The 19,146-nt window shown below is 70.1% G+C and carries 12 protein-coding genes; 4 read left to right on the top strand and 8 right to left on the bottom strand.

The annotated features are described in order from the left end of the window. Genes GUY61_RS02005 through GUY61_RS01995 form a run of 3 tightly spaced genes read right to left on the bottom strand, consistent with a single transcriptional unit; the run spans position 1 to position 6,565 of the window. Positions 1-1,317 carry a cytochrome P450 gene (locus GUY61_RS02005; protein ID WP_243766107.1) on the bottom strand — a complete coding sequence of 439 codons (1,317 nt, stop codon included), beginning with the start codon at positions 1,315-1,317 and terminating at the stop codon, positions 1-3. Then, positions 1,314-4,925: an amino acid adenylation domain-containing protein gene (locus tag GUY61_RS02000; RefSeq protein ID WP_243766106.1), complete on the bottom strand. Its 3,612-nt coding sequence runs from the start codon at positions 4,923-4,925 to the stop codon at positions 1,314-1,316. The genes GUY61_RS02005 and GUY61_RS02000 overlap by 4 nt, the downstream gene beginning before the upstream one ends. Then, complete coding sequence (locus GUY61_RS01995) at positions 4,925-6,565, bottom strand: condensation domain-containing protein (RefSeq protein ID WP_279576752.1); 1,641 nt, start codon at positions 6,563-6,565, stop codon at positions 4,925-4,927. Before GUY61_RS01995 ends, GUY61_RS02000 begins: the two co-directional genes overlap by 1 nt. 446 nt (positions 6,566-7,011) lie before the next feature. On the opposite strand from GUY61_RS01995, the gene GUY61_RS01990 reads away from it, so the two are divergent. From GUY61_RS01990 to GUY61_RS01980, 3 genes are all read left to right on the top strand, one after another. After that, complete coding sequence (locus GUY61_RS01990) at positions 7,012-8,268, top strand: cytochrome P450 (RefSeq protein WP_313896464.1); 1,257 nt, start codon at positions 7,012-7,014, stop codon at positions 8,266-8,268. Between the two features lie 7 nt (positions 8,269-8,275). Then, positions 8,276-9,046: a thioesterase II family protein gene (locus tag GUY61_RS01985; protein WP_166628277.1), complete on the top strand. Its 771-nt coding sequence runs from the start codon at positions 8,276-8,278 to the stop codon at positions 9,044-9,046. Positions 9,047-9,110: 64 nt separating this feature from the next. Beyond that, positions 9,111-10,097: an aldo/keto reductase gene (locus GUY61_RS01980; RefSeq protein ID WP_166628276.1), complete on the top strand. Its 987-nt coding sequence runs from the start codon at positions 9,111-9,113 to the stop codon at positions 10,095-10,097. 627 nt (positions 10,098-10,724) lie between these two features. Here the strand turns inward: GUY61_RS01980 and GUY61_RS01975 are convergent. Beyond that, positions 10,725-12,179, bottom strand: coding sequence for an FG-GAP and VCBS repeat-containing protein (locus GUY61_RS01975; protein ID WP_243766105.1), 1,455 nt, complete (start codon positions 12,177-12,179; stop codon positions 10,725-10,727). 617 nt (positions 12,180-12,796) lie between these two features. Between GUY61_RS01975 and GUY61_RS01970 the strand changes: the two genes are divergently transcribed. Next, positions 12,797-14,173 carry a Druantia anti-phage system protein DruA gene (locus GUY61_RS01970; protein ID WP_166628275.1) on the top strand — a complete coding sequence of 459 codons (1,377 nt, stop codon included), beginning with the start codon at positions 12,797-12,799 and terminating at the stop codon, positions 14,171-14,173. Positions 14,174-14,185: 12 nt separating this feature from the next. Here the strand turns inward: GUY61_RS01970 and GUY61_RS01965 are convergent, their stop codons facing one another. The 4 genes from GUY61_RS01965 to GUY61_RS01950 form a co-directional block, all read right to left on the bottom strand. Continuing rightward, complete coding sequence (locus tag GUY61_RS01965) at positions 14,186-16,012, bottom strand: ATP-binding protein (protein WP_166628274.1); 1,827 nt, start codon at positions 16,010-16,012, stop codon at positions 14,186-14,188. Then, entirely contained in the window at positions 16,009-17,154 is a 1,146-nt protein-coding gene (locus tag GUY61_RS01960) for a hypothetical protein (protein WP_166628273.1), read from the bottom strand. The genes GUY61_RS01965 and GUY61_RS01960 overlap by 4 nt, the downstream gene beginning before the upstream one ends. Positions 17,155-17,238: 84 nt before the next feature. Next, positions 17,239-18,471, bottom strand: coding sequence for a helix-turn-helix domain-containing protein (locus GUY61_RS01955; RefSeq protein WP_166628272.1), 1,233 nt, complete (start codon positions 18,469-18,471; stop codon positions 17,239-17,241). 32 nt (positions 18,472-18,503) lie between these two features. Further along, positions 18,504-18,833: a type II toxin-antitoxin system RelE/ParE family toxin gene (locus tag GUY61_RS01950; RefSeq protein ID WP_166628271.1), complete on the bottom strand. Its 330-nt coding sequence runs from the start codon at positions 18,831-18,833 to the stop codon at positions 18,504-18,506. Positions 18,834-19,146 lie beyond the last annotated feature (313 nt).

The following is a 19,146-nucleotide window of genomic DNA, read 5'->3' as shown; positions in this document are numbered from 1 at the left end:
TCACACCCCTCCGGTCCGGGACGACGGGGTCTTCTCCGGGTCCAGCTCCACGTACAGATGGTCGAGGCCGACGTAACTGAGGTTGGGGCCCCACACGGCGGCGCCGGGTGCGAGCCGGGCGTCCGGGAAGCGCCGGGCGAACCGGCGCAGCAGTACGGCCGCCTCCAGGCGGGCGAGCGGCGCACCGATGCAGTAGTGCGGGCCGTGGCCGAAGACGAGGTGCTGCTCCGGCCGCCCGGCCGGTGCCCCGGCCGCCGCCGCGGCACCCTCACCGCCGGCCCCCGTCCCTGCCTGCGTGTCCGTTCCTGCCTGCGTCCCCGTCCCTGCCGCCGTTCCTGCTCCCGCCCCGGTCACCGGGCATCCCCCGGCGTCCGTCACGTCACCCGGCCGGTCCGCGTCGGCGAGCGGCCCTTCGCCGGTGAGGCTGACGAGCACGAGGTCGCCCTCCTTCAGACGCGCCCCGGCGACCTCCTGGTCGTACGCGACGACGCGTCCGAGGTTCCGCAGCGGCGGCCGCCGCACGAGCACGGTCTCCACCAGCGCCTCCACGGCGCCCGGGCGTTCCTCGCGTACCGCGTCCCAGACCGCCCGGTCGCCCAGCGCGGTGAGGACGGCCGACGCCAGCAGCGACGCCGTCGTCTCCAGACCGCCGAAGAGGTTCATCGCCCAGGTGGCGGTCGTGCGTGCCCGGTCCTGCGGCGTGTCGCGGGGGAAGGACGCGGCGGCGGTGGACCGGGACAGGGCGTCCGCCATCTCCGTCATGGCGCGGTGCGCCTCCCTGGCGTGGTCCTGCCGGTACATCGCGCCGATGAACAGGGACAGCGTCCGCGACCAGCGGTGCAGCACCGCAGGCGGCTCGTCGATGCCCACGACATGCGCCATGACCTTGCCGGAGATGCCGTCGGCGACCGCCGGTACGACGTCGTGGGGCCGGGCCGCGGCGAGGTCGTCGAGGCACTCGTCGACGATCTCCTCGATGCGCGGGGCGAGCGAGCGTATGTAGGAGGGGGACATCACCCGCTGCACGGGGCGGCGCAGTGCGGTGTGCTCGGCCGAGTCGGTCTGCACGAACCACAGCCGCAGGAAGTCGGTGAGTTCGCGGTACTCCTGGCGCGCCGCCTCCGACATGTACAGCTGGAAGGACCGCTCGAAGGTTCCGGAGGCGAAGCCGGGGTGGTTGAGGACCTGCCGGGCCAGCCGCGGATCCGCGACGACCCAGCACTCGAGTCCCTCGTCCCACTCCGGGGCCCGCACGCCGTCCGGGTCGGCCGGCGCGGGGGCAGCCGTCACGGAGGCGGGCGGCGGCGTGGGATTCACCGGCCCTCGGCCTTCGGGCCGCCGGCCTTCCGGCCCTCGGCCTTCGGATCGTCGGCATTCTGGCCCTCGGCCGCCTTCTCGACGAGTGCGCGCAGGCCGTCCGGGGTGGGGGCGACCAGGAAGTCCCGCAGCCGCACGCTCGCGCCCAGCTCCGCCTTGAGCTTGCGCATCAGCCGCACGGCGCCCAGGGAGTTGCCACCCACCATGAAGAAGTCGGTGTCGGCCACGACGCCGGTCACCGGCTCCTCGCTCTCGATGACCGAGGCGAACAGCCCGGCGATCCGCTCGGTCAGGCCGACCGCGTCCCGCCGCGCCTGCTCCCGCGGTGCCTCTGCGGTCCCCGCTCCCTCCGCGGCGGCGGCCGCCGCCCGGCCCGCCCGGGCCGCCGGCACGGCCCGCTCCACGAGAGCGCGCCGGTCCACCTTTCCGTTGGGCGTGACCGGCAGCCGGTCCACGACTGCCCACAGCGTGGGCACCATGTACGCGGGGAGCCGCTCCTGGAGCAGGGCTCGCAGGCCGACCGCGTCGATCCGGGCGCCGTCGGCCGGGACCACCGCGGCGACCAGCCGCTTCTCCGCGCTGTCGCCGTCCGTGACGTGTACGACGGCGTCCTGCACGTCCGGGTGGGCGGTCAGGGCGTCGCCGATGGCGCTGAGTTCGACCCGGTAGCCGCGCAGCTTGACCTGGTCGTCGGCCCGGCCGAGGAAGCGCAGCCGGCCGAGGCCGTCGACGCGTACGACGTCGCCCGTGCGGTAGAGGCGTTCGGGCACGTCGGGGGAGAACTCCCCGAAGGAGCGTGCCGTCTCGGCCTCGTCGCCGAAGTAGCCGTCGGCCAGCCCCGCGCCGCCGGCGTACAGCTCGCCGACCGCTCCCGGCGGCACCAGCCTGCGCCGTTCGTCGAGGACGTACACCCGGGTCCCGGGAACCGGGCGGCCGATGGGCAGCGGACCGTCGACGTCCTGGTGCCGCTCCACCGAGTGGGTGGTGGTGAAGGTGGTGTTCTCGGTCGGCCCGTAGCCGTTGGTGACGACCAGGCCGGGATGGCGGGCGAGCGCGCGGGCGACGTGCTCGTGCGGTACGACGTCGCCTCCCGTCAGCAGCTGCCGCACCCCGGCGAGCGAGTCGGGGGCGAACTCCTCGACCAGCCGGAACAGTCCCGCGGTGAGCCAGGCGACGGTGATCCCGCGCTCGCGCAGGAAAGCCCCGAGTTCGGTCGGCGAGGCGAGACCGGCCGGGTGCACCTCCAGGGTGGCCCCGGTCAGCAGGGCGCCCCAGAGTTCCAGCGTCGAGGCGTCGAAGGCCAGCGGCGACAGGCGCAGCATCCGCTCGCCGGGGCCGAGGCGCACGTAACCGGCCTCGTGGACCAGGCGGATCACGGCCCGGTGCGGTACCGAGACGCCCTTGGGCTCCCCCGTCGAACCGGAGGTGAAGGCCACGTACGCCTGCCGTGCGGGGTCCTCCGGCGCGTACTGCGCGCCGTCGCCCCGGCCGGCGGCGGTCCCGGCCGTCCAGGTCGGCTCCCAGGTGGCCACCGGTGTGACGCCCAGCCCGGCCAGGCGGGTGGCGGCCGCTCCTGCGACCGGGCCCGCCAGCGCGGCGGCCGGTTCGGCGCGGGCCACGATCTTCGCGAGGTGGCCGTCCGTCCCGCCGGGTTCCACGCCGACGTACGCGGCGCCCGCCCACTGCACACCGAGGACGGCGACCGCCTCGGCGACCGACCGGTCCACGCCGACGAGCACCCGGTCCCCCGGCCGGACCCCGGCCGCGCGCAGCAGGCGTGCCTGCTCGGAGGCCGCGTCCGCCAGCTGCGCGTAGGTGAGTTCCGAGGACTCGTCGCGTACGGCCACGACGTCGGGGGTGCGGGCGGCGGCGGCACGGAAGAGCGCATCGAGGGACGTGTCCGGGAAGTCCCTGCGGGTGGCGTTGATCTCGTCGAGGCGGGCGCGGCCCTCCGCCGAGATGCCGCGCACGTCCTCCAGCGGGACGCCCGGATCCGCGGCCAGCTGCTCGACGGCGGCGCGGAAGTCGGCGGCGAACGCCCGCGCCTCGCCCTCGGTCCAGACGCCGGTCGCGTACTCCAGGTGCCCTGCGAAGGAGGGCTCGGCGTGGCCGATGAGCATCGTGAGGTCGAACTGCGAGCCCCCGCCGTGTCCCTCCTCGACCCGCAGCCGCAGGGATCCCGCGCTCAGCGTGCGCGGCACCAGCTGGTCGTGCATGCCGAAACAGACCTGGACGAGCGGGTGGCAGCCGAGGCTGCGTTCGGTCCCGAGCCGGGACACCAGTTCCTCGAAGGGGAGATCGCCCGCGTCGATGCTCTGCCCGAGAGAGGCGTGCACGCGGCGCAGGTAGTCGGCGGCGCTCGCGTCGTCGTCCACGTCGATGCGTACCGGCACGAGGTTGCCCGACACGGCGATCAGGCGTTCCAGTTCGGAGGATCCCCGCCCGAGCAGCGGCACTCCGACGAGCAGCCTGCGGGCGCCGGTGCGCCGGCTCAGGGCCAGGCCGAACGCGCCGAGCAGGAAGGCGTAGGGGGTGACGCCGAGTTCACGGGCCCGCCCGGTCACCGCGGCGGTCGCCGCGGCGCCCAGGTCCAGCGGCGTACGGTCGCCCGCGGCGTCCTGGACGGCCGGGCGCTGCCGGTCTGCCGGCAGTTCGAGTACGGAGGGCACACCCTCGAGGTGCCTCTTCCAGAACTCGGCCTGGTCGTCCCACACGCCCGCGGTGCGCTGGGCCTCCTGGCGGCGGGACAGCGCCCGCACCGGCACGTCCGGGCCGAGGTCAGGCTCGGGTGTGCCTTCGGTGAGCGAGCCGTAGCGGGCGAAGACCTCGCGCAGCAGCAGCCCCACGGCCCAGCCGTCGAGCACCATGTGGTGGGCGGCCAGGACGACGGCCTCGCGGCCCTGCGGGTGCGAGAAGTGCAGGAAGCGGTAGGCGGGCACGGCCGGCAGGTCGAAGGGGACGCGTGCCCGGGCCGCGCCCTCGTGGCGCACGTACTCCTCGAAGTCGTCCGCGGGGCCGTCGTGGGTCACCGGCGTCAGTTCCGGAGCGTGCGCGGGCAGGACCTCGCGCACGACGTCGTCGTCCGTCTCGCGGAAGACGGTGCGCAGGCCCTCGTGGCGGGCGACCGTCTCGGCCAGCGCCTTGGCGAGGTTCTCCCGGTCGAGCCGGCCCTCCTCGACGAAGCAGGTGAAGACGAGGTTGTAGGGGGAGCCGCCCGCCACCCGCTCGATGAGCCACATCCCGCGCTGCGCCGGCGAGAGCGCGTTGTCGGCCGCCGCGCCGGCGGCCTCCCCGGCCGCGACGGCCGGGGCCGCCCCGGCACCGTCCGGGCGGGCACCGGCGAGCACATCGGCGAGGGGCCCGCCGCCCAGCAGCGACTTCACCGCGATGCGCAGGCCGAGCCGCTCCTGGAGGAGTGCGGCCAGCCGCATGGCGCGCAGCGAGTCGCCGCCGAGCGAGACGAAGCTCTCGGTGGCGAAACCCGCCCGGTCGGTCCCCGCGCCCAGGACGGACGCCGCCAGTTCCGCGGGGGTGGTCGGTGCCGGACCGCCGGGGGCCGCCGGTGCCGCTTCCCCGGTGATCGTCGGTGCCATGTTCTCGGGAGTCATCAGACGGCCTCTTCCGCCGGGCGCCGGTTGCGGGCCGCGTCCAGCGCGGCGGAGCCGGCCGGGGCCGGGCCGGGCTGCTCCGTGGCGGGGGCCGCGAGGAGCTCGGCCTGGCCGCTCACCGTGGCGGAGCGGAAGAGGTCGACGGTGCGCAGCGCCCGGCCGGAGGCCTGGCTCAGCTTCTCCACGAGCACCACGAGCAGCAGGGAGTCGCCCCCGGACTCGAAGAAGCTGACGTCGTCGTCGACCTCGTCGGTCTGGAGGACCTCGCACCAGATGGACCGCACGAGTTCCAGCCGCTCGGCGGGGTCGTCCAGGTTGATCGCGTCGACGGACTGTTCGAGCACGGGTTCCTCCGGGGAAGTGGCCAGGTCCGCGGCACAGCGCCGCAGATCCGTCAGGAAGGCGGAGACGGCGCGGTGATCTGTGACGTCCAGCGGGTGGTCCAGGGACAGCTCCAACCGCCGCCCTTCGGCGCTGTCGGCGACTCGGACGAACGCCGCGAGGTCGTACTTGATGTAGAGCGGGTCCAGAGGCAGCAGCCGGCCCGTGACACCGGGCGCGAGCCACGGGGTGTGCGGGGCGTCGTCCAGGTTGAGGAGTACGGGGGTCAGCGGCGGCCAGAGGGCGTTGCGGTCGGGGTTGAGCCGCGCCGCGATCGCGTCCAGCGGCGCGTCGCTGTCCATGAACGCCTCCATGCCTGCGATCCGCGCGTCCCGCAGCAGTTCGCGCCAGGTGGTGTCCTCGCCGAGGGAGACGCGCAGGACCACCGTGGTGACGAACATCCCGATGACGTCGCCCGCGTCGGGGTGTTCGCGTCCCGGCCAGGCGAAGGCGATGAGGAAGTCCCGCTGGTCACTGCCGCGAGCCAGGGCACCGGCCAGGAGGGCGATGCCCAGCATGAAGGTGGTGCAGCCCTCCTCGGCGGCCACGGCCAGTGCCTTGGCCGTCCGTTCCGCGTCGAGGTGGGTGGTGACGCCGGTCCCGAGATGCGACGGCTCGTCCTGGGCGCGCTCGAAGGGCAGCCGTACGTCGGTGGGGGCGCCGCGTAACCGCTCGACCACCTCTTCGACCTGTGCGGCCACCTCCTCCTCCGAGCGGGTGGCGACGACCGAGGCGGGATGCGGCGGATCACTCAGCTCCGGTTCGGTGCCGTCCAGTCCGGCCCGGTAGATGGTGAAGATCTCCTCCAGCAGCATCGTGCGCGACAGTCCGTCGACCACGATGTGGTGCGAGGTCAGGACCAGGAGCGTGCGTTCCTCGCCGGTCCGGATGATCTCGGCCCGGGCGGGTGCCTCGGTGGCCAGGTCGAACGGGGTGGCGCACAGTGCCCGCACGAGCCTGCCGGTCTCCTCCTCGCTCCAGCCCTCGGCCGCGGCGTCGAGGAATCCGGCGCGGGCCGGCTCCCCGTGGGTGCTGTACTCGACGCGCCGGCGCTTGATGTCGAGCCGGAACCTGGCCCGCAGCGAGGGATGCCTGCCGAGTGCCCGGGTGGTGGCGGCGACGAGCAGTGCGTGGTCCACCGGGCCGGCGAACTCGACCACGGTGGGAACCAGTTGAGTCGGTCTCAGCGACTCGTCGCGATCCAGCACCCAGAGACCTTGCTGCGTCCGGGTTGCCGGGTACCAGACAGGCGCTTCCAATGACGAATCGGACAGCAAGAGAGAATCCCCCGATAACTCACTTGAACGATCGAGCCAAAAGCAGCCGGAGAGCGCTGCGAATACTTCGCGCCACCACTAAAGGGAAACCAAAGCCGAGCTGAAGGCATTTACGGCCGGGGGTAGCGCCCCGCCGCCGAACGACTGGACGAGGCTAGGCCGTACCCATTCGGCATGTCAAGAGAGATCTTGAATAAGCAAAACCACAGATCGAAGCACCCAATTAACCGTTCCGGCCAGGTGGCTCAAATCCCACCCCGGCCGAAAATCAATGTCCGAATCCTTTCGAACCGCCGGCTCCAGGCAGGCTTAAAAAATGGTTGATTCCCGTTCCGACGACTGTCCTGTACGTTGTCCTGCGGCACCACCGCGACCGAATTCACGAGGGTTGGCTCCGCCACTCGGACGAAAGGACGACGGCCTTGACGGTGCACGACACCGCGATTCCCGGATGCCCCGTACACCCCGGCGCGACCGACCTCGTCGACCCCCTGCTCTACAGCACCGGGGACGCTCACACCGTGTGGGCCCGCATGCGGGAGATGGACACGCTGACCCGCCAGGAGGTCGACGCCGCACGCGGGTTCTGGAACATCGTCGGCTTCGACGACGCCGAGCGGGTCCTGCGTGACACCGAGACCTTCACCTCGGAGCGCGGCACCATGCTGGACCTGCTCGGCACGGACGACCCGGCGGGCGGCAAGCAACTCGCGGTCACCGACCCGCCCCGCCACACCGAGATGCAGACCCGGCTGAAGAAGGCGCTCGCGGTCAAGGCCGTGGAGCGGCAGAAGGACATGATCAGACGCCTGGTCCTGGACCTGATCACGCCGCTCGGCGACGGCGGCACCTTCGACTTCGCCACGGCCATGCTCGCGATGCCGATGTCCGTGACCGGCACCATGATGGGCCTGCCGCAGGCCGACTGGCCCTGGCTGAGCCGGCTCACCACGGTCTGCATCGCCGCGGACGACCCGGAGTACCAGGACCCGGGCGGAAAGGCCGCCACCCTGAAGCGGGCGCACCGCGAGCTGTTCGCCTACTTCCAGGACCTGATGCGCTTCCGCCGCGACAACCTCGGCGACGACCTGCTGAGCGTGCTGATCTCCACCCGTTTCGAGGGCCGCCACATGGACCCGGGCGAGATCGTGGCGAACTGCTACAGCCTGCTCCTCGGCGCCAATGTCACCACCCCGCACTCGCCCAACTACGTCATGGCCGAGTTCATCGACACCGGGGTGATCGAGGACTGGGCGGCCCACCCGGACGTCAACGTCACGGCCGTCGAGGAAGCCCTGCGCTGGGCCTCCCCGGTCAACCACTTCCTGCGCTACGCGACCCGCGACGTCGAGGTCCGCAACACCCGGATCTCCGCGGGCGACGCGGTGGTGGTCTGGCTCGGGTCCGCCAACCGGGACGAGGCCGTCTTCCCCGGCGCCGCCGGCTTCGACATCCGGCGCAAGCCCAACAAGCACGTGGCGTTCGGCATCGGCCCGCACTACTGCGTCGGTCACAGCGTCGCCCGGGTCACCCTGCGGATCCTCTTCGAGGAACTCCTCGCCCGCTTCGAGGACTTCCGTCCCGCGGGCAAACCCGAGCGGCTGGCCTCGAACTTCGTGTCCGGCTGGAAGCACGTCCCGGTCACCGCCCGGCCCCGCGCCGGCGCCGCCCGGCGACCGGAGTGACGGACCGATGCCCGTGACCCCACCGGACACCCCCTGGCTGCGCCGGTTCCACGCCGCGGAACCGGGCGCGCTGCGGCTCTTCTGCTTCCCGCACGCCGGTGGCAACGCCTCGTACTACCACCCGTTCTCCGCCCGGCTCGCGCCCCGGATCGAGATGCTGGCCGTCCAGTACCCGGGCCGGCAGGAGCGGTTCAACGAACCCTGCATCGAGAGCATGACCGAGCTCGCCGACGCCGCCACCGCGGAACTGGCCGGCTGGGCCCGGGAGCCGTTCGCCCTCTTCGGGCACAGCATGGGCGCGACCCTCGCCTTCGAGGTGGCCGCCAGGCTGCGCGCCGGCGGGGCCGAGGCCACCGCCCTGTTCGTCTCCGGGCGCCGCGCCCCGTCGATCCCCGCACCCGGGTCGGTGCACCTCGCGACCGACGAGAAGCTCGTCGCCGACATGAAACTGCTGGGCGGCACTGACGCGCGGATGCTGGACAACCCGGAACTGCTCGCCGCCATCCTGCCGGCGGTCCGCAGCGACTACGTCGCCACGGAGACCTACCGCTACGGGGGAGCCCCGCCCCTGGACTGCCCCGTCACCGCGTTCATCGGGGATGTCGACCCCCGCGTCGACGAGGCCCAGGCCAAGGCGTGGGCCCACCACACCACGGACCGCTTCCGGTTGCGGATCTTCGGCGGCGGTCACTTCTTTCTGGTCCCGCATCTCGACGCGATTGTGGAGGACATCACCGCCTCCCTCGCGGACGACCATGCGCTGCCCATCCGGACGTAATGATTCCGCATTTCCGCACGCGTGCATTCCGCGTCGTCATCACACTCTGAACAGGACTCACCCCATGAAATACCGCGTCATTGGCAGCGCCCCGGACACCCGCCGCGAGGTGAGTGTGCTGAGCCTCGGTTCGATGCTCTTCGGAACGGTGACCGACGAAGCGACGTCCTTCGCCATTCTCGACCGATTCGTCGAGGCCGGCGGCACCTTCATCGACACGTCCAACAACTACGCGTTCTGGGTCGACGGAACACAGGGCGGTGAGAGCGAGGAACTTCTCGGCCGCTGGATCCGCAGCCGCGGGATCGGTGACGAAATCACCATCGCCACCAAGCTCGGAGCCCGGCCGAACGCGCCCAGCACCGGATTCAGCCTCGACATCGAGGGCCTTTCGGCCAAGGTGATCCGCGAGTCCGCCGAGCGCAGCCGGGAGCGGCTCGGTGTCGAGCGGATCCACCTGCTCTACGCGCACGTCATGGACGAGAAGACCCCGCTGGAGGAGACCGTCGGGGCCTTCGGCGAGGTCGTCAGGGACGGCATCGCCGGGCTGCTCGGCGCGAGCAACCACTGGGCCTGGCGGGTGGAGCGCGCCCGGGCACTGGCCGCGGCGGCGGGCCTGCCCGGCTACGAGGTCCTCCAGCACCACCACACCTACCTGCGCCAGCGCACCGACATCCCGAGCCTGCGCTCCCCCGACGGCAATCAGGGCCTGGTCAGCGGCGACCTGCTCAGCTACGTGCGGGCCAACCCCTCGCTCACCCAGGTCGCCTACTCCCCGCTGCTGTCCGGCGCCTACGTGCGCGAGGACAAGCCGCTCGGTGCGGGCTTCGAGCACGCGGGCACGCCCGCCCGGCAGGCCGCCCTGCGCGAAGTGGCCGAGGAGACCGGCGCGACCGCCAACCAGGTCGTCCTGTCCTGGCTGATGGGCGGCGACATCCCCATCCTGCCCCTGGTCGGCGCCTCCTCGGTCGCCCAGCTCGACGAGAGCCTGGCGGCCGTGGACCTCGAACTGACCCCGGAACAGCGGACGAAGCTCGACTCCGTCAACTGAGCACCCCGGCCGTGCCCCCGCCCGGCGGCCGACCCCGGTCTTCCCGGGACCGGCCGCCGGCGCGTGTCGTCCCCGGCACCCGGTCCCTCGCGACGCCGGCGCACTGCGGCGCCCCGCCCCTCCGGTCGCACTGCGACCGCCCCCTCCGTACGGCAAGGAGTCGCCGCCCCCGCGGCCCGTACCGGAGGTCTCCCCGGGCAGCCCACGGAGCGCGGCCCGGCCGCTCGGCGTGGCCCGGCCCGCCACCGTCACCGCGGGTGCGCCCGGCAGCGACCCGGGCGGCAGCAGGCTCCCCGGTGAACTGCCCGCCCGCCACCGGGACCAGCGTGTCCGGCGTCGGTGAACTGCCCCTCGTGGCGGGATGGAGGGCCGGACCTCGCCGCACCGGAGGGCCGGGCACCGACCGGGTGGCCGTCCGGCCGCGCCGGGAGGCTCGCGCGGGCCGCGGCGTCTGTCCGTCCACATCGGTGGCGGTCCGGACCGCGGCCTGCCTCCGCCGGCGGCGGTGACGGACACGGCGGGTCGAAACAGCTGGGGCGGGTTTCGAAGTCCCGTCCGGCTGGGCAAGCCCCTCGCTGTCGAACTGCACCGGCGCACGTGAGTGCCGGGCCGGGGATCAGCTCCGGATCAGTTGGCGAACCATCCGCCGAAGGTGCCGTACGAGAGGTTGAGGGACCCTGCGGTGTAGCTCTTCGAGCCGGTGCCGGTGATACCGGACGAGGATCCCTTGAGCAGGTGGACCATGCCGAGCCTGGAGCCCACCCAGTCGTCGGTCTCCACCATCAGGTCGGCGCGTCCGTCGCGGGTGTAGTCGGCCATCCGCAGGTCGTTGCCGAAGTTGTCGTCGGTCTCGACACTTCCGGCGATGCCTGACTTGTTCTGGTCGTACGACTTGGCGCCGGTGCCGGACAGTCCTCCGGCGCGGCCGAGCAGGACGGTGACCGCGCCGCCGTCTCGCCGGTCCGCCAGGTCCTCTCCGGGTGCGCCGACGGCCAGGTCCGCGTAGCCGTCGCCGTTCACGTCGCCCGCGGCGAGGGAGTATCCGAAGAGGTCGTCGCTCTCGGACGACCCGGGCACGCCCGCCGTGGCCTGGCTGAACTTCACCGGACTGCGCGCGGTGTCCGGGCCGGTGGCGCCTCCGTACTGCACCACGACGTAGCCGCGGTTGAGATCCTTCTCCTCGGCGCTGCGGCCGACGGCCAGATCGCCGTGGCCGTCCTTGTCGAAGTCGCCGATGGCGACGCCGAGGGGGCTGCGGCCGAAGGCCTCCGTGGGGCTGGGGTCCGGGAGCCGCACAGAGGCGGCCCTGGTGGCGAAGTCGCTTCCGCCACGATGGAAGAAGGCCCGCAGGTCCATGTCATCGCCGTAGAGGTCGCTGCCGAGGATGTAGAGGTCGGTGGCGCCGTCGGCGGTGACCGGCCCGGCCACCAGCCTGTCGGTGAAGAGGTAGCCGTAGTTCCCGCCGAGCAACTGGGACCCGGCGCGTTGGCCGGCCCGGGTGAAGGGGCCTTCGAGCAGCACGACGCCGCCGGCCCGGCTGGAGCTGGTGGCCGCCAGGTCCTGGTCGCCGTCGCCGTCGAAGTCGCCCGCTTCGACGTCCTCGCCGAACCAGTCGCCCTGGCCCTCGTACTCGGAGGGGACGGGGGAGTTGAAGACGGTGCCGGAGCCGAGACCCGTGGCGCCGCCCCAGACGACGGTGAGCCCGCCGCGGTCTTCGATGTCGCCGACCTTCTCGCCCGGGGCCGAGACGATCAGGTCCGCGTACCCATCGCGGTCGAGGTCCGCGCTGGTGGCGGCCTGTCCGAAGAAGTCGCCCTCCTCTGCGCTTCCGGGGATGGCCGCCTGGCTCTGGTGGATCGTCTGCACGCGGGTCCCGGGGCCGCTCGACGTGCCGTAGACGACGTCGACCCGGTAGTCGGTCTTGTACCTCCCGCCGAGCAGGACGAGGTCGCGGTAGCCGTCGCCGTTGAAGTCGTCGGACAGCTTGGCCGGGGCCGCCACCGACGGCTGGGCGACCATGAGGGGGCCGACGACCGCCGCTGCGAGTACGGCCGCGACGGCGGCGGTGCGAGTGAGACGCAAGGGTGCTCCAGGAAAGTGATGGCGCGGCACGCGAAAGCTGAGTCGCGCGATATGACTCGCGCGTGCGTCCGATGGTTGTACGACTGCGGGATCGGCTGGTCGTCGCAACAGAACACCCCAGGCCGGTGACGTCCGACCTGGGGTTCCAGTGGAGCCGCCTTCGGGATTCGAACCCGAGACCTACGCATTACGAGGGCTTGTACAATCATGACGGGTGGGTTCTGGTGATGCTCGGCGGTCCAGTTTTGACTGGTCAGCGACGTTCGATCTGATGGTCGATCCAGCTCGTGACGGTCTGTGCTTCATCGTCCGCTCACGCATCGCTCACGCAGACCGTGCGCCCGGTCAGCCGACTTCACCATGCGGTCAGCGCCGCCCACAGCGGCCCACTTGGCAGTGATAATCCAGCGCCATCGTTTACGACCTCGCCAGCGGCCTGTGCAAGGACACTCTGGACCGACTCGTAGCGATGGGGCGCGACGACCAGACGAAGATTCACAGGCTGCAGTTCACCAGCACCCGCCCTCTCTGTCAGCCACCCACGACACAAGATCAATTTCAGACAGACCTCAGGAAACGGCTGGCCGGCGCTATGGCGAATCCGCCATAGTAGTGCGGTGACTGATGCACTTCCCGCCTCCGACGATTCGGATTCGCCCGCTGCTGTCCTGCGCCATGCCCGCGCTGCTGCAGGCTGGAGTCAGCTGAGACTGGCCGAGGAGTCAGGCGTTCCTCAGAGTTCGATCTGCAAGTACGAATGCGGTCAGCGGATACCTCGCTCTGACATATTGCTGCGGCTGCTGAAGGTAATGGAGGCGGGCCCCGCGGGCCCGACTGGTGATCCCGAGCAGCGCGCCGCAGACCTACGCGATCGGGTCTTCGCACATTTGAGGGAGCAGGGCTTCCATGTCAAGGACGGGGCGGTACTAGCCCCGGTACAGGAGGACAAGGATCATCTGCGGCGCTTGCATGCCGAAGCAGTCGCGACCAGCCGCGAGCGTGCGAGGAAGGCCCTGGTCGGTCAGGAGGACCGACTGGTGGCCCGACTCGCAGCCGGTCGGGCGATCGATCCGCGCCAAATCCGCCCGGCCCTGGTACATGTTGAGGACTATCGAAGCCAGGACAGCGCCATGTGGCGGTGGTGCGCACTGCATTGGTCGATCCCGGTCTCCAGCGGGTACGGACGTCGTTTGCGATTTCTTGTAGTAGACCAAGGGCACGGCGACCGGGTCATGGGCCTGATCGGTCTCGCGGATCCGGTCTTCGCTCTCAAACCCCGCGACACAGTGATCGGCTGGTCACAACAGCAGCGCCAAGAGCGGCTTGCGTGCGTGATGGACGCCTTCGTCTTGGGGGCAGTCCCCCCCTACAGCCAGTTGCTCGCGGGGAAGCTAGCGGCGCTACTGACGACCAGCACGGAGGTTCGAGATGCTTTCGCCCGTCGATACGGACACAAGACCACTTTGATCGCCGGACGCGACCCCCACGCTCAGCTGGCCCTGGTCACCACTGCATCCGCGCTAGGGCGCTCGTCGTTGTACAACCGGCTACGCACGCCTGACGGAGGGCTCGCATTCCGCCCTGTCGGCTACACCGCCGGCAGCGGTGACTTCCATTTCTCGGGTGCGATCTACGATGACCTGGCCGCGTTCGTAGCAGACAGCACTCCGGGCGGCAGCACGCACCGGCACGCCAACTGGGGCAGCACCACGTCGTTCCGCAACCGCCGCGAGGTCCTCAGCCGCGCCTTCCAGGGGCTCGGGCTTAACCCTAAGAAAATGCGCCTGCATGGGGTACGTCGGCAGATCTTCCTCGCCCCGCTCGCCTCGAACTTCGATCGCTGGCTGCGCCAGGAAGACTCGCACCTGGACTGGGCCACCCGCTCGACCGAAGAGTTGGGGCAGTGGTGGCGCGACCGGTGGGCGCTCGGCCGTGCGGCGTCTGCCACCGGGTGGCGTTCCTTCGACCCCTCCTCCTGGCGCCTGTACACCTGACACAGGGCACTTCTACGGAACCCGCGGCACCGATATGCCCGTGAACAGGTGTTGGTTGGCGGCCACGAAGTCCGCGACATCGGTGTGGACCTCTAGAAAGGTGGGCGCAGATGTGAACGACAGCGGGCTGACAGGGCCAGTCAGCATGAACGGGTACGACTTACGTGTCACTGCACGCGGGTCGGGAAACGACTTGTATAGCTCCAGCGCCGGTCCCCGCCCGACCTCATCGGTGAGCCGGTTCAGGTCGCTACCTGTGGTCAGCCCGTAGCCAAACGCCCTGATGCGCAGCTGGGTGTAGATACCCGAAGCCAAGGCGGAGACCTCTTGGGTGATGAACATCCAGCCCAACCCGTACTTGCGGGTAGTGCGCACGTACTCAGTGAGGCTGGCCGCGAGCAGACCAGTCTGCTCACCAGCGGGTCTGGAGGACGCGAAGCGGTGGGCCTCGTCGAACACCACGCAGCAGTTAATGGGGCGTCGGGTTGCGTGCCAACGATCCTCGGACATCCGGCGCAGGTGGCTCGCGGTGTCCTTGATGAGCCGCGCCTTGGTCTCCGGGTCGTCCAACCAGGTCAGCCCCGACTGCGCCGACAGATCGATGATCACGTAGGGGGCGGGCTGCCCGCCACCCTGCCCATCCAGGACATCGTGGATCAGACTCATGAGCTTGACCCGACGACGGCCCGTCAGGTTCTGGGGGGCGAACACGTTGTGGACCGGCCGGAAAATGCTCGCAAGCTGCTCGAATGCTCCTGAACTGCCCAGGATCCGTCCGATGGTGTCGATGACACGGTCGCGGGGGCCCTTCGAGTTGTAGATACGAGTGAGCGCGGCCTCGTCACCCATCAACGACGTCAGCAGCGCACGCAGCAAGTCATCGGGCTGCTGCTCGTCCCAGCCGGACGCGTCCTGCAGCAGCCGCACAAACTCCGCAACTGCCGCTTCACGGTTCTGGGTCGCCCGGATAGTGAGCTGATGGAAGAATCGTGCGCCGTCGAGGAGCTCAGTCAGGGTCGTGGCCCAGGCGGGCAGTCGCAGGTCCTCGGCGATGGACAACACCCTCACCTGTCGGCCCAGGCTCTGGGCCCATTCCTGCAGGTCGAAGGGAAAGCCGTTCTGGGAGGCGAACTGGCCCTGCGGGTCGAAGGCGAGGACACCGAGGGAGGAATGCCGCATCTGGGCAGCCAGCCAATAGACCGCCAGCGCGGTCTTCCCGGAGCCATTGCGGCCGAATACCCCGACGTGGAACGCACCATCAGTCTGATTGCCAGCGAAGTCGCGTACCCACAGTGGCAGTTGCACCCCGGTGCGGTAGACGTGGCCGAGGTAGACGACCTCCGACCGATGGCGGGCGACCAGGGCCCCGATGATGTCGTCGTCGACCCGGCGAACCGGGACGCCGGTGCTCGGGCTCATTCCCAGGGCTCCACTGGACTCCTGCGGCGGACTGGCGAACGGCGGCTCGGCAGTATCAGTCTCGTAGACGGCCTGCACGACGACCTTGGCGGTGCGCGTGTCACCGACGCCGGATAGGTGCGGCAGGCGGCCATGTAGCTTCACCACGCCGCGCATGTTGAGGTCTTCATGCCACCGGTTGCGGGTCTCGATATCCGCGACGGTTCCAAGGGCCAGCAGGAAGCGGCCGGCGTCGAGCTGATGGGTCAGGGTGACCAAGTCGCCCAGTAGCGTGGTGGCGGTGGCCTCCTCGACGATGTCGACGGTGACCTCGCTGGTCGTGCTCGGGGAGCCAACCGTGCCGACAACCAGGCCGGACGGGGTAACGACGGCCTGGCCTGTGGCGGGCGGCGGGATGCGGGGGCCGGGCGCGGACGTCACTTGCCCTCCGTTCGGTAGGAGTGGACGACGGACTGAGCCAGCTGCGGCGAGGTGCGCGCCAGCGACAGCTGAGCGGCGGTCTGCAGGGCCTTGATACCGAAACCGACAGACTTGGCCATCAGGTCGGCGAGGTACTGCGGGTAGGGCTCCACCACAAACGGTGTTGTCAGCTGGAACGCGATGCTGGCCAAGAGATCCTGCACCCGCCCCAGGTCACGGGTAAGACCAGGCTTGGCCTCGATCCGGTACGCGGCCGACGCGTCGGCGGGGCGAAAATACAGCACGTCAAGTCGACGGGACTTCAGCGGACGCAGCCCCTCCTCCAACTGGACCGCCAACCTGCGCTCGGCGACGGTGGCGTCGTCGTGAGCCCGGATGTGCAGCTGCCTCCACGGGTCGGCGGGAACCTGCAGCGGCGTGGTGTACTCGCCACCTTCCAGAATGAGCGACGCCAGATACTTGTCGTCGCAGGGCACGTGCTTTCCCACCTCCTTCTGCAGGACGTTGCACAGTTCTCGCGAAGAGTTGTACTTCGGCATCGCGACGATCTTGGAGTCGGTCGTGAACGATGCAAACGCGTCCGCCAGCGAGTGCTGGTCGGCGAGGTTGAGCACCCGGGAGCGCACCTCAGGGTTACTCGACACCAGTGCGGAGTTCAGCTGAATAACCGGGGTGAGGTGACTCCCGTCATAGATTCTCAGCTCGTGCGGCGTGTCAGCTATCACGTCGAGTTCTTGGATCACCATCCCGGCACGGGCTAAGCGCTCGTTGTGGGCCTCGTGCACCAGGACGTCCTGAGCGAAGGAATGCTGGTTGTCGTCCCACGCCCAGCTACGTCCTTGGGGTGGGAAGCCCTCGACGCCCACGGCAACTGACAACGCAATGTCCACCGCGACGGTCCGCTCGACAGCGAAGCCCCCGTCGACCGCAGCGACCGTCAGCGGCTGCCCGCCCGACCATCGCTCTATCAACCCGAGTGCGTGGGCCGCTTCCCGCAGCTCGTCGCGCATCTCGAGCGCAGGGCCGAGCAGATCCTCCACAGTGTGAGCCACGTCGGTCGCCGACGACAGCAGTTCCGCCAGTAGATCTTCCGGCAACCGCGCGTAGTCGTCCTCCGACGGCCCCCCAGCGGGCGTACTCATGGTCAAGATTCCTCTCTCGCCCTGCCGGCGCAAGCGGCTGCCGCGCCCCCCGTCCCCATCCGTGCGCCTACCTGGTCCTGCGGCTCAGCGCTGGCGTGGAGCCCCGCCTCCCCGCTCCTGCTTGCTCGGCCTGGGCTTCAGCATCGGCGCAGGGTGCAGCAATTCCTCGCGGCTGGGTAGCGTCCGTCGGTGACGCGCCCCGTGAGCGGGTGACCACACCCCCCGCGCCTGCAGTTGACCCGCTACGATGCCCGCGTCGATTCCGAGCTCGTCAGCCAGGTCCAGCGCTTCAGCTGTGGTGGAGACCGCCTCAAGCCGAGCCAGCCCCTGTTCACCGAACAGCGTGTCCAAAGCGAACTGCTGGGCCTCGCGTTCGTGGTCAATCCCCGCGTCCGCCCCAGAGGAGACCTGCGGCTGACCGTCCGTGCTGTCCCCGTCGTCATGCTCGATAAACAGCCCCTTCCGGCCATGCAGCAGGACATGCCCCAGCTCGTGGAACAGCGTCACCCACAGCACGTCCTCCGTCTTGCCGTGCAAACTCAGCTGGATCAGTGCGAACGGACCCAACCAGCGCGACGCACCATAGGCCCGCGCCCCGGGGACCTCAGGGACCACGACCACGATGACTCCCACCGCAGCCAGTTCGCGGCGGGCCACTGCTAGAGCCTCAGCTGGCGCCCGCCTGGTCAGCTTGACCAATTCCGGCAGCAACCTGCGCACCGCTGCGGAGCTGAAGGTCCCGGGCTGCTCGTCGCGGGCGGCGAGCTCTCCCATACGCAGCCACGCGGCCAGCGCCCCCGGCAGCGCCTCGTAGGCGTAGGACTGGCGGAACGCCGCGACAGGCTTACGCCACACCTCGCGCCACGCCGGGATCGTCGCAACACCAAAGAACTCCAGTAGCTGGCGCACCCGGCTGGCAGTGTCCGCCGGTTGCGCGGGGATCACCTCTTCGGCGGCGAGCGTGGCTACCGGCAGATCTGCCAGCCACTGCACCGCCTCAGGATCCTCGGCCTGGGCGCGCTCCTGTGCCAGACGCACCTGCTGAGTGCGATAGTCCGCCTCAAGCCGGTTCCACAACCGCGCAGGGACCCCCACCGCATACTCCAGACGCTGGGCAACCTCCCCACTCAGCGGCACCACGCCCTGCAAAACCTGGTTGATGTGCTTCGGTGTCAGTCCCGTTCGGGTGGCCAGTTCGGCCTGAGTCATCCCCATTTCCTCCAACCGCTCCCTCAGCGTTTCGCCCGGGGCAACGGCGTAGTCAGGTTCCAAAGCGGCCACGAAGCCGTGGCGGACAGCTCCACTGCTGCGCGTCATCGTCGACACCTCCTCATCTTTTCCAGTCGCTGCTAGTGGTAGTCGACCACGTCGTCGATCACCACGGCGCGGACCGACGTCCAGTCGATCGGCGGCTCGATCACCTCGTCATCATCGTCCAACGGGCGCATGACCAGCCGGTAGGGGCCGTCCAGACTCACCGCGATCACCCCCTTGAGGTCGCCGGTCAGCTCGTGCGGATGCCCACCGAAGTCACGCAAGTCAGCCAGCGTTTCAGCCACACGCAGGTGCTGCAGCCGCAACTGCAGCCGGCGAGCACGCGCGGCGCCATACCTCCGGACCATCGCCTTGTCCGAGGCGCAGGTGTCGCGCAGCCGCGCGTTGGCGTAGAGCACCCTCATAGCCATCAGAGTATGGCATTCTTTACCGGATAGGTAAAGCCAAGCTTCTCTCGGCATGAACATGCCTACTAATGACGCCACCTCAAGGACGTCGTCGAAGGCGGTTCTCTCATCATGGTTGCCGAAGGATTAAAGACCTTCGATCCCGGCAAGGACCCTAGCCAGGCAGGCACTCGCCCACTACGCACTGTGACTGCACAGGTTTGCTATGTGATGCTGGATGTGACCGTTCCGCTGGCTGAAGCTGTCCACCGCCCTTTTCGAGTGCCTGGAGATCTTCCACAACCACCAACTGCAGTTATTCCGCCCTGGA

Origin of the sequence: Streptomyces sp. GC420, assembly GCF_009916105.1 — a bacterium.
Classification (GTDB): Bacteria; Actinomycetota; Actinomycetes; order Streptomycetales; family Streptomycetaceae; genus Streptomyces.
The sequence above is the reverse complement of the archived record's forward strand: the minus strand, read 5'-3'. Positions and strand labels throughout refer to the sequence as shown.

Excerpts from the sequence above, each read along its gene's own strand:
- GUY61_RS01985 (WP_166628277.1), top strand. The coding sequence starts at position 8,276 with ATGCCCGTGACCCCACCGGACACCCCCTGGCTGCGCCGGTTCCACGCC.
- GUY61_RS02000 (WP_243766106.1), bottom strand. The coding sequence starts at position 4,925 with ATGACTCCCGAGAACATGGCACCGACGATCACCGGGGAAGCGGCACCG.
- GUY61_RS01955 (WP_166628272.1), bottom strand. The coding sequence starts at position 18,471 with ATGACGCGCAGCAGTGGAGCTGTCCGCCACGGCTTCGTGGCCGCTTTG.
- GUY61_RS01960 (WP_166628273.1), bottom strand. The coding sequence starts at position 17,154 with ATGAGTACGCCCGCTGGGGGGCCGTCGGAGGACGACTACGCGCGGTTG.
- GUY61_RS01950 (WP_166628271.1), bottom strand. The coding sequence starts at position 18,833 with ATGAGGGTGCTCTACGCCAACGCGCGGCTGCGCGACACCTGCGCCTCG.
- GUY61_RS01980 (WP_166628276.1), top strand. The coding sequence starts at position 9,111 with ATGAAATACCGCGTCATTGGCAGCGCCCCGGACACCCGCCGCGAGGTG.